Here is a 9,245-nt window from a genome sequence, read left to right as displayed (position 1 = left end):
CGTGGGATCCAGTGATCCAGAATTGGCGCGAGATTGCTGGATCCCGCAGGCAAGCAGCGGAATTTGTGGAAAGTATTTTCCTGGATCTGTTGAGACGTTATGAATTCTCAGGGCTGGTATTGCGCGATGCTACGGGTAATTTTTGGCATTGGGCTTTAAAGATGAACACCAACAAATCCTAATGAGTTGCGCTGGGAATCGAACGTTGCCTATTGGATATGGTGTAACGAAGGATCATTAAGAATAAGGGAATAGACTGAGTGTATGTATTTAAACAAACAGGTTTTCATTTTGTACGATTTTTAAAATCTATATCCTTTTTTTTTGGTTTCATTGGCCATCTATGCCATAGTTCTAAAAATATCATCACCCGCCATTTAACAATTTCCTGGCCGAATGTTTTAAAAGTATTGTATTATTCAGGTGTTTCTTTAGCCGTTCCGCTTATTATTATCAGTGCATTAATGGCTATGTCCATTGCGATTAATAGCTACCAGATTTTTAGTAAATTTCACTTACAAAATCAGGCGCTATCAGTAGCACAAACTCTTTTGGTACAAGATTTTTTACCTATATTAATTGGTTTTGTCTTATGTGTTCAGGTTTCGTTAAATATAATTAATGCTCGTATCAAAATCACCAAATTCCAACGCAGCCCTCAACAGGTTATTCTTGAATATATTTTACCCATCATTATTGGGGTAAATAGTACGGGATTACTCCTGCATACTTATTTAATGGCGGTGATTTATTTAATCCTTTTTATCACCTTTCATCACCTACTAAACATCAGCACTCAAATTTTTTTACTGGATATAGGACGTACTACCACCCTATTTTTTTATATCACTTCAGTGGCTAAAACTTTGGTGTATTGTTCGATTGTCAGTTTTACTGCAGGATATTACTATTACCAGGTTGCTACACGGCATGTACCCTTGAGAAGAGCTGTTTCGCGTATCTTAACTCGAGGAGCTCTTTGGTTGACCGTAAGTAGTGTATTAATCAAATTTTTAAACTTATAGGGAATATAATGCGTTCCGAGAAATCTTATACATTAATTGGTGTTTTTGTTGTTGGTGCATTTATTCTCATGTTAATGGGATCTGTGTTTTTTTATTATGAATATGTACATTCCAAACTCCAGATGTATGTGATGTTTTTTAAAGGTTCACTACAAGGTTTAAACTCAACAACGCCAGTAACCTATCGAGGGATTAAAATTGGAGAAGTTAAACTGATTGAGGTTACAGAAAATAGATCGCGGAATAAGGTGATGATTCCTGTATATGTTGAATTTTTTGTTGAAAAAAACTTTGGATTTACTCAAAATCCTATCCACCTGTTAATCAGCAATGGTTATATTGCTCAAATCTCCAAACCTAATTTTATTTCGGGTAATGCAGTAATAGAATTAGTAAAAGACAATGATCGTCATCAAATAAAACAAGTAATGTTTCATGGTTATCCTATTTTTCCTACCAGAAATACGGTTGATAAAGACACGACCCTTGATGATTCAATAAAAGAAGCTAAGTTGACATTCGAAGCAATCAGGAAATTAGTGAGTTCTCAAGAGGTCAAAGATCTAATCAAATCAACGCAAGAAATGACTGAAAATGTGGATAGATTAGCAATTGGTATAGAGGAGTACCTACCGCGAACGCTGGTTTATTTTAATCTGACCATGAAAAAAATTGCAGACGCAGCTTCCTCTACTCAGAACTTAACAGATTATTTATCACGTAATCCCGAGTCAGTATTAAGAGGTAAAAGGTGAAAACAAATAAATTCATTATTATCCTGGCAGCAGGATTAGCTCTGTGCGCTTGTGGACGGAGTAAGCAGGCGCAGTTTTATATGTTAAATCCGGTTCCGCCCAAAGTAGTTCCGGTCAGTCGATATAATTACTTAAAGATAGGTATTGATTCAATTCGTAGTCCAGCATTCACGGAAAAACCACAACTGATGATTTATAACAGCTATAATCGTGTCCAGCTGGAGGAGTTTCATCAGTGGGCAGAATCGTTAGATAAAAATATTAAGCGTGTAGTAAAAACGAATTTAACTACCCTTTTACCACGGGCTGTACTGGAGGAAGCGCCTTGGGATGTTGAGTTTAAACCGGATTATACTTTGAAGATTGTAATTTCTGAATTCAAAGTGGATTTACTTGGCAATAGCAGTTTACGTGCTAACTACATGATTTTAAATCAGGGCCAGGTAATTAAAAAATATGAAAAGTTTTATCATATGAAACTAGCTGCTGTAACAATAGAGGCTTTGGTTAGGAGTATGAATAGTAATTTAAATCATTTAACACAAGACATTGCAAAGACCTTGGCTGCTGGGAAAAATGAAGTTCGACAAAGCACTAATTAACCGGGTAAATAGTCATTAACTGTTAGCTAATTAATGGCAATATGGCATTTTGAACCCTCCGTGATTAAGGTGACCGCACTGTTCTGAGTTAAAATTTGAGCACCACAATAGACATTATTTCCATTAATAAATTTTTTTTTGTAACCAAATAAATATTTTTTATTTTTAGGTCCTTTACCGGAATAAGATTTGCCCATGCTTCCTTTGGCCTCTCCACCTACAAAATACCCAATGGCGAACGCTGATTTTTCATTTGTTTTTACTGTGATGGAAATTGTATTTTCTGCAAAAGCAGGTATAGAAAATAAAGTGATTATTACCAAGATATAAGTTTTAATGGAATGCCTCATCACAGTGACTCCTCCAGAGTTACAAGTTGACATAAGCCATTGATTAAAGAATTATTTATATTAAAACGTTTATTATATTAAAAATAAAATCCAAGTATCTATTAAATTTTAGATGTTAAAAATATAATGTCCATTATTTAAGTTCTTATTTTTAACAAATTGTCATGTTTATTAATTTAATTTTGGGTAAATCGTTTGGGGCAGGTTAAGGGATTTTTGCTCTATAAGATTGTGTCGCTTAAAATTCATCTATGCCGTTCGTGCTGAGGAGACGTTTACGTCGTCTCGAAGCCTCAGCGAGACCATAAAGGCTCGATACAGCGCTAAGCGCTTCCTCAGCCCGAACGGCTGGTTTGGTCTGATCCAGCACCTTTAGCACCTATGAGGGCAAATGTTGGGTGCTCTTCAATCCAAATGATCCAGAGGAAGAGCTGTTGTTTCGTAAATAGTTCTCAATATAAAACTTGAATGCACTGTGTCCACGCTGTTGATACAGGTTAGCTTACCCAATAAAAATGATTGGTAGGCATTCAAATCAGGTACAATTATTTTTAACAGATAATCGGCTGATTGGCCAGTTATCAAGTAGCATTGAATCACTTCAGGAAGAAAACGAACTCGTTCCTCAAACTCACTCATGACCGTAGGTTGGTGACTGTTTAATCCTACTAAAACAATTACGGTTAGTTTTAATCCTATTTTCTCTGGATCAAGGAGTGCCACCTGTTTTTTTATATAGCCGTTGTCTTCCAACAGTTTGACGCGACGAAGGCAGGGCGAGGGAGATAGTGCCACCAAGTCAGCTAATTCCTGATTGCTTATTTGGCTATTTGATTGTAAATGTTCAAGTAACTTCTTGTCGGTACGATCCATGGCTCTAATCAAAAAATAATACACATTTATTTAATAGTAGCATTTTCCACCAAAAAATAATAATTTATTAGAATTCTAATTTAATAATAAGCGGTTTTATTGCTAAATTCGCAATATAATTTCACTTAAAATAAGCTAAAATGCTTTTCTGTTCATGTCTTGCTCACTATGAGTATATTGAGCGCTTGCTTTAAGGATAACTATGACTGCTTCACGAATCGGTGCCTGGTTTGTATGGATAATTGTATCTATATTCTATGCCTATCAGTATGTGTTACGAGTTATGCCAAGCATTATGATGACTGATATTACGCAACAATTTCAGATTGATGCAGCTGTGTTTGGACAATTTTCAGGTGTATATTATCTTGGTTATTCCCTGATGCATTTGCCTATTGGGATAATGCTCGATCGCTTTGGCCCAAGAAAAATAATGACAGGATGTATTTTGCTGACGGTAGTTGGTCTATTACCTATCATTTTTGCTGAGCATTGGATATACCCCCTTGTTGGCAGGCTACTTATAGGTATTGGTTCTTCTGCTGCAATTTTAGGTTTGTTTAAAATAATTCGTATGACTTTTAGAGAACAGCACTTTCCCCGAATGCTCAGTCTTTCGGTCATGATTGGACTTCTAGGGGCTGTATATGGCGGAGGTCCTGTAAGTTATCTGTGTCATGTATTGGGTTACAAAGTAGTCGTAGAACTTTTTGTTGTTGTTGGTCTAATGCTTGCTGGAATCACTTATTTTATTGTTCCAGAAGCAGAACCTGCTCCTCACGCTTCCGTTATAGCAAACATCAAAACGGTTTTTACTCACCGCAAGGTAATGTTGCTGTGCTGTTTTTCAGGACTGATGCTTGGGCCGCTTGAAGGATTTTCTGATGTATGGGGATCTGGTTTTTTAAAGCAGGCTTATGGTTTTAATGTAACTACAGCAAATTATCTCCCTTCAATGATTTTTATAGGAATGTGCTTTGGCTCTCCTATTTTAAGCTTGATTGCCGAAAAAACAGGATATTATTTTGGCACTATCATTGCTGCGGGAGCAATAATGTTTTTAACTTTTCTTGCTCTTGTTGCAGGGGTACTAACGGTCACCAGTATCACAATAAGCTTTGTTTTAGTTGGGGTATGTTGTGCCTATCAGATCTTGGCCATTTATAAGGTATCTAGTTACGTGCCCGAGAATCTCGCTGGGCTTACCACAGCGATTGCCAACATGATTATCATGAGTTTTGGTTATGCATTCCATACAGTAATTGGATTTATAATTAATACCAATGGCGGTACCGAGGTAACTCAAGCTTTTGTATATGGAATCGGAGTTATTCCAGCCACCTTAGCCCTGGGAATTACCGGATTTTTTATTGTAGCTTATAAAGAAAAATATGGTTTACCACTGCAAAATTCCCCATTAAAAAGTGCGTGATTAACGAATAGGCTTGTTTTATTGCTGATCCCCATTTGCTTGGTGGGGCGCATTTTTTAGTCCGGCTCAGGATAACGAAACGATTCGGAAACCATGATTAGGTGTAGCAAACCTATCAGGACCTGGCAGCGATTTTACGTGGAAATAATTTAAGATTTGAATTGTGCAAGATAACTATGTACTGTAATAAGACACTACACTTCATCAAAAGCAGAGAGGTTAAATCAGAATATTTTATAAATTAAGGTCTGTTCATGGAGAAAAGACCGTGAAAGCGGTTGGGAGTCTACCGGACATAATGGCAATTTCAAGGAGAAAACCATGATGCGAATGTTTACGATTTCTAGAAGGCCAAGATTAAACTCTCAAGTGCCCGTTTCTACTGTACATCACACTCCTTTTTTACCAGTAGCAAGAAAAACAACATCAACAATAACCACTTGTCATGGGCCACGATTACTAGCCCACTAAAGGTCGGGTTTGGCCACGATTAATGGCCCACTCCATGGCCATCTCTGAGTCCCACTTTGAGTAGCAAATAAACAGTGTTAGTTTGGTCATTACCAATAACTAACGGATTTGTTATGAGATGAGGATTAAAACAATGGCAGAAATTAGAGAGGTGCTATATCAGCACAAAAAAGGGATGACTCAACGCAATATTGAAAAGTCTCTAAGCGTTTCACGAATGAGCATACGCAAGTACGTTTCAATGGCCAAGGATTTGGGTTATCAGGAGGATATTTCCAATGATGAGCTCGAAGTTATCGCTTTGCAGATACATAATAAAATCGTTAATACTACAGCCAACAACAGACCCAATAAATCAGAAAAAGAACTTGAGGCGCATCACGAAAAAATAGCATCACTCCTCACTGAGAAGTGGATTACCCATATGCAGATACACCGAATTTTAAGCGATAATGGTCTTGTTAGCAGTCGAAGAAGTCTTAGTCGTTATATTGAACGTCATTTCCCCTCGTTGCCTAAGGCTACGGTACATTTGTTAACAAAGCCTGGGCATGAAGCACAAGTTGACTATGCGTTTGTTGGGTTTATCAATAATAAAAAAACATACGCTTTTATTATGACGTTATCACATAGTCGGTATCGATATGTTGAGTTTGTACATTCTCAAAATCAGCAATCATGGGCGCAAAGCCATATCAATGCCTTTCATTTTTTTGGAGGCGTGCCCAACTGCATTCTTTTAGACAATTTGAAATCGGGAATTATTAAAGCACATATTTATGATCCAACGGTCAATGAAACCTATGCAGAGTTATCTCGCTTTTATGACTTTATAGCCGATCCGGCGAAGGCTCGAACGCCCGAGCACAAGGGGAAGGTTGAGCGTAGTGTTCAATTGGTAAAAGAACAGGTTATCGCGGGGATAACCTATGATGATTTGGCCTCGATGAACGCCTTTGCACGTGATTGGTGCGCTAATAAGGTATCGCACGTCATCTGCAGTACCACTGGTGAAAAGCCAATTGACGTATTTAAAAATGAAGAATTTAATTTATTAAACCCACTGCCAGCAGGCGCTTTTGATATGCCCATTTGGATGGATGCTCAAGTTCATCGTGACCATCATTTTGTTGTTGCTGGTAATTTTTATTCTGTGCCAACGATACATATCGGGACAAAGGTTAAAATTAGAGTTGGCTTGAAGACCGTTCAGGCCTATGTGAATCATGCTTTGATTAAGACCCATATTCGTAACTACGGGCGTGGACAGTGGGAAACGGATCCCAATGACTACCATAATTCTGCAAAGTATTACTTAGAAAATACTGCTGGCGTTTGTATTGAAGCGGCCAAAGCAATTGGTCAGGCAACGGAGGAAATGGTCACAAAGGTACTGGCTGAAGGCTCTAGAACGAGCTTAAGAAAAGCCCAGGCTATCATCCGCTTGGTTGAGGAATACGGTAATGAGCGCCTTGAAAATGCATGTTTACGCGCGATTTTATTTGATAATTATACTCATCAATCATTGAAAAAAATCCTCACGGAAGGCCTGGATAAAAAAGACACGAGAACATTCTCCACTAAGCGCTCGGCCAATCATGAGAACTTTGCCTATATTCGCGCAGCAAGTGATTACAGCTCAACGATGGAGGCTCATTATGAGTGATATCAATATGTTAGAGCTTGCAAAAAAACTACGTTTGACAGGGATCCCAGACACACTGCTAGCAAGAGTAGAACAGGCTCGCGCAGCGTCCCTCGCTGCCAGCCAAGGAAGCGAGGAACGAGCGAGGCTGGTAGTCCCTGGTAGCCTTAGAGCCGGATGTTTTGCCGCAGGCAAAATATAAGGCATCCGAAAAGGCGTCAGTCATTGGGGTAGCGTTGTTTTTGAACCCCGAATGGGGTGAAAAAACAAGCGGACACAGGACGGCCAGGGCCGCCGGAGGCATACTTGTCGCGTTTGCGAGTCGATTTCAGCCATGGATGGCTAAAATCAATCACGAGCTTAGCGACACTATCGCTCTTATGAAGAGTTGCTCTCAATGTTGTTTCAGGATGAGGATGAGGCTCGTCAACAAAAATTGCTTGCTGGGCGTGTAAGGCAAGCTCGATTTGAGGAGCCTCAGTGTTTTGAAAATTTTGAACTGGCTCGATATTCAACACAAGTCACACAAGCCATCCGCACCCTGATGACAGGGAAGTTTATCAAAGAAAAAAACCATGTCATCATCATGGGACCTGTTGGCACCGGAAAGACTCACCTGGCTCAAGCCCTGGGTCTAATGGCATGTCAACGACATAAAAAAGTCTGCTTTATAAGAGCGAATGAACTGTTAAATCAGTTCCACCAAGCAAGAGCGGATGAAACATGGACTGCGCTTTTTAAACGTTACTCACGATACGATGTGCTTATTTTAGATGACTTCGGGCTGAAAGCATTATCGCCAGAACAGTCCACTGATCTGTATGATTTAATAGCAGCTATCCATGTAAACTCTATGCTAATTATAACTACTAACCGTAAAATAGAAGGATGGATGGAGCTATTTTATGATCCGGTTATGGCAAACGCAGCATTAGATCGTATCGTAAATAAAGCTTATCGAATTGTTCTTGATGGGGAGTCATACAGGAAAAAATTTATACCGAAATTTAATTTAGTAGATGACAAGTGAGTTAAAAAAATTTACCCTAAGTGGGCTACTTTGAGTGGCCAGAGGGTGGGCTAGTAATCGTGACCCATGACACCACTGAGAGCAAAAAAAATTCCTCAAATCCTTTAGCTGGTCGAGCACATCAAACTCAATCATTTGCGCAACTAAAATTGGAAGAGTACAAACAGTTTAGTTATAAAAAACGCAGGCGTTCAGATTATAAAAGAAATTACAGCTTTGCTCTCGCTTTACCATATCCAACAGACCAATTAGCAAAAAATCAGAATAATCAATCTGAGCTTCTTAATATGTCCGCAAAATACGTCATCGAACATGCAAATCGCCGGGTCGATTTATTTTTTTACACCCTAATCGCCTATTATAATACCGGATTTTTACCGACATTCGGTCACACGGATTTACAACACGGCAGGGGACGCAATACCAAGGGATTTACAAATATTACTGAGGCTTGTCATAGTAGTTTTACTCCCTCATTACTTGATAAAACTATTTATCAAAATACTATGGGCAAAGAAAAAAATAAAAGCTTACTGAGTGGTACTCATCTTATGGACAGCCTTAATTCAACCGTTGAGTTGCCTCCATTTATCAATGCTTTGGATGATATATTAGAGTTAGCATGCAGACAAAAATGTCTGGAAATCCTGGCTGATGTTTCTATAGGAAAAATAAACCCTGTTGAAGGATTAACTTTTTTTCTAAAAATGATGCAAGATGTTTTAACCAATTTAAAGCAGCAAGCTGAACATAAAAATTCCTCTTTATTACAACATTCATTAATCAGGAAAAAACAGGTTAATCCAAAACTTCTTGACTTGGTTATCAGGGGAACGTTATCCACTACCTATTCAGATCAAACGAAATCAGCTGCTGGCGATTACATACAGCTTCTCCTTAGAATGACTCCAGAAGAGAAAGCATTATGCGGCAATAGCGAAAAGAGCAAAGAAAAATTATACATGGAAAAAATGACGGAAATGCAAAGAGAAATCCTACAGACAAAAAGTAGTTCGAATATAGCCCGTGCATTTTAGGTGTACTATAAAGTAAACATCAATA

At 38.4% G+C, this 9,245-nt stretch carries 11 protein-coding genes; 9 read left to right on the top strand and 2 right to left on the bottom strand.

Annotated features, from left to right (window positions below; genetic code table 11):
• The first annotated feature begins 260 nt into the window (after positions 1 to 260).
• Genes HRS36_RS14825 through HRS36_RS14815 form a run of 3 tightly spaced genes read left to right on the top strand, consistent with a single transcriptional unit; the run spans position 261 to position 2,382 of the window.
• On the top strand, positions 261 to 1,025 hold the full coding sequence (locus HRS36_RS14825) for an ABC transporter permease (protein WP_226905492.1): 765 nt from the start codon (positions 261 to 263) through the stop codon (positions 1,023 to 1,025).
• An 8-nt stretch (positions 1,026 to 1,033) separates the two neighbouring features.
• The gene (locus tag HRS36_RS14820; RefSeq protein ID WP_226905491.1) at positions 1,034 to 1,780 is read left to right on the top strand and encodes an MlaD family protein; all 747 of its coding nucleotides are present in this window, start codon (positions 1,034 to 1,036) and stop codon (positions 1,778 to 1,780) included.
• A complete protein-coding gene (locus HRS36_RS14815) occupies positions 1,777 to 2,382 on the top strand; it encodes a PqiC family protein (protein WP_226905490.1) in 606 nt (201 codons plus the stop codon). Before HRS36_RS14820 ends, HRS36_RS14815 begins: the two co-directional genes overlap by 4 nt.
• 26 nt (positions 2,383 to 2,408) lie before the next feature.
• Here HRS36_RS14815 and HRS36_RS14810 read toward each other — a convergent pair whose 3' ends face one another.
• Together HRS36_RS14810 and HRS36_RS14805 are read right to left on the bottom strand one after the other, a co-directional pair.
• Complete coding sequence (locus HRS36_RS14810; protein WP_173238546.1) at positions 2,409 to 2,732, bottom strand: hypothetical protein; 324 nt, start codon at positions 2,730 to 2,732, stop codon at positions 2,409 to 2,411.
• A 405-nt stretch (positions 2,733 to 3,137) separates the two neighbouring features.
• The gene (locus tag HRS36_RS14805; protein ID WP_173237888.1) at positions 3,138 to 3,605 is read right to left on the bottom strand and encodes an Lrp/AsnC family transcriptional regulator; all 468 of its coding nucleotides are present in this window, start codon (positions 3,603 to 3,605) and stop codon (positions 3,138 to 3,140) included.
• A gap of 202 nt (positions 3,606 to 3,807) precedes the next feature.
• On the opposite strand from HRS36_RS14805, the gene HRS36_RS14800 reads away from it, so the two are divergent.
• The 6 genes from HRS36_RS14800 to HRS36_RS14775 all read left to right on the top strand — a co-directional run bounded on the left by HRS36_RS14800 (position 3,808) and on the right by HRS36_RS14775 (position 9,220).
• The gene (locus HRS36_RS14800) at positions 3,808 to 5,037 is read left to right on the top strand and encodes an MFS transporter (RefSeq protein ID WP_173237887.1); all 1,230 of its coding nucleotides are present in this window, start codon (positions 3,808 to 3,810) and stop codon (positions 5,035 to 5,037) included.
• 321 nt (positions 5,038 to 5,358) lie between these two features.
• Positions 5,359 to 5,508: a hypothetical protein gene (locus tag HRS36_RS14795; protein ID WP_173237886.1), complete on the top strand. Its 150-nt coding sequence runs from the start codon at positions 5,359 to 5,361 to the stop codon at positions 5,506 to 5,508.
• Between the two features lie 118 nt (positions 5,509 to 5,626).
• A complete protein-coding gene (gene istA, locus HRS36_RS14790) occupies positions 5,627 to 7,174 on the top strand; it encodes an IS21 family transposase (RefSeq protein WP_173235442.1) in 1,548 nt (515 codons plus the stop codon).
• Positions 7,167 to 7,355: a hypothetical protein gene (locus HRS36_RS14785; RefSeq protein ID WP_173237885.1), complete on the top strand. Its 189-nt coding sequence runs from the start codon at positions 7,167 to 7,169 to the stop codon at positions 7,353 to 7,355. Before istA ends, HRS36_RS14785 begins: the two co-directional genes overlap by 8 nt.
• A 195-nt stretch (positions 7,356 to 7,550) precedes the next feature.
• On the top strand, positions 7,551 to 8,183 hold the full coding sequence (gene istB, locus HRS36_RS14780; RefSeq protein WP_173237884.1) for an IS21-like element helper ATPase IstB: 633 nt from the start codon (positions 7,551 to 7,553) through the stop codon (positions 8,181 to 8,183).
• 59 nt (positions 8,184 to 8,242) lie between these two features.
• A complete protein-coding gene (locus HRS36_RS14775) occupies positions 8,243 to 9,220 on the top strand; it encodes a hypothetical protein (protein ID WP_173237883.1) in 978 nt (325 codons plus the stop codon).
• The last annotated feature ends 25 nt before the right edge of the window (positions 9,221 to 9,245 follow it).

Origin of the sequence: Legionella antarctica, from assembly GCF_011764505.1 — a bacterium.
GTDB classification, from domain to species: Bacteria; Pseudomonadota; Gammaproteobacteria; order Legionellales; family Legionellaceae; genus Legionella; species Legionella antarctica.
Note: the sequence above shows the minus strand (reverse complement) of the source record. Positions and strands in the feature narration are given on the sequence as shown.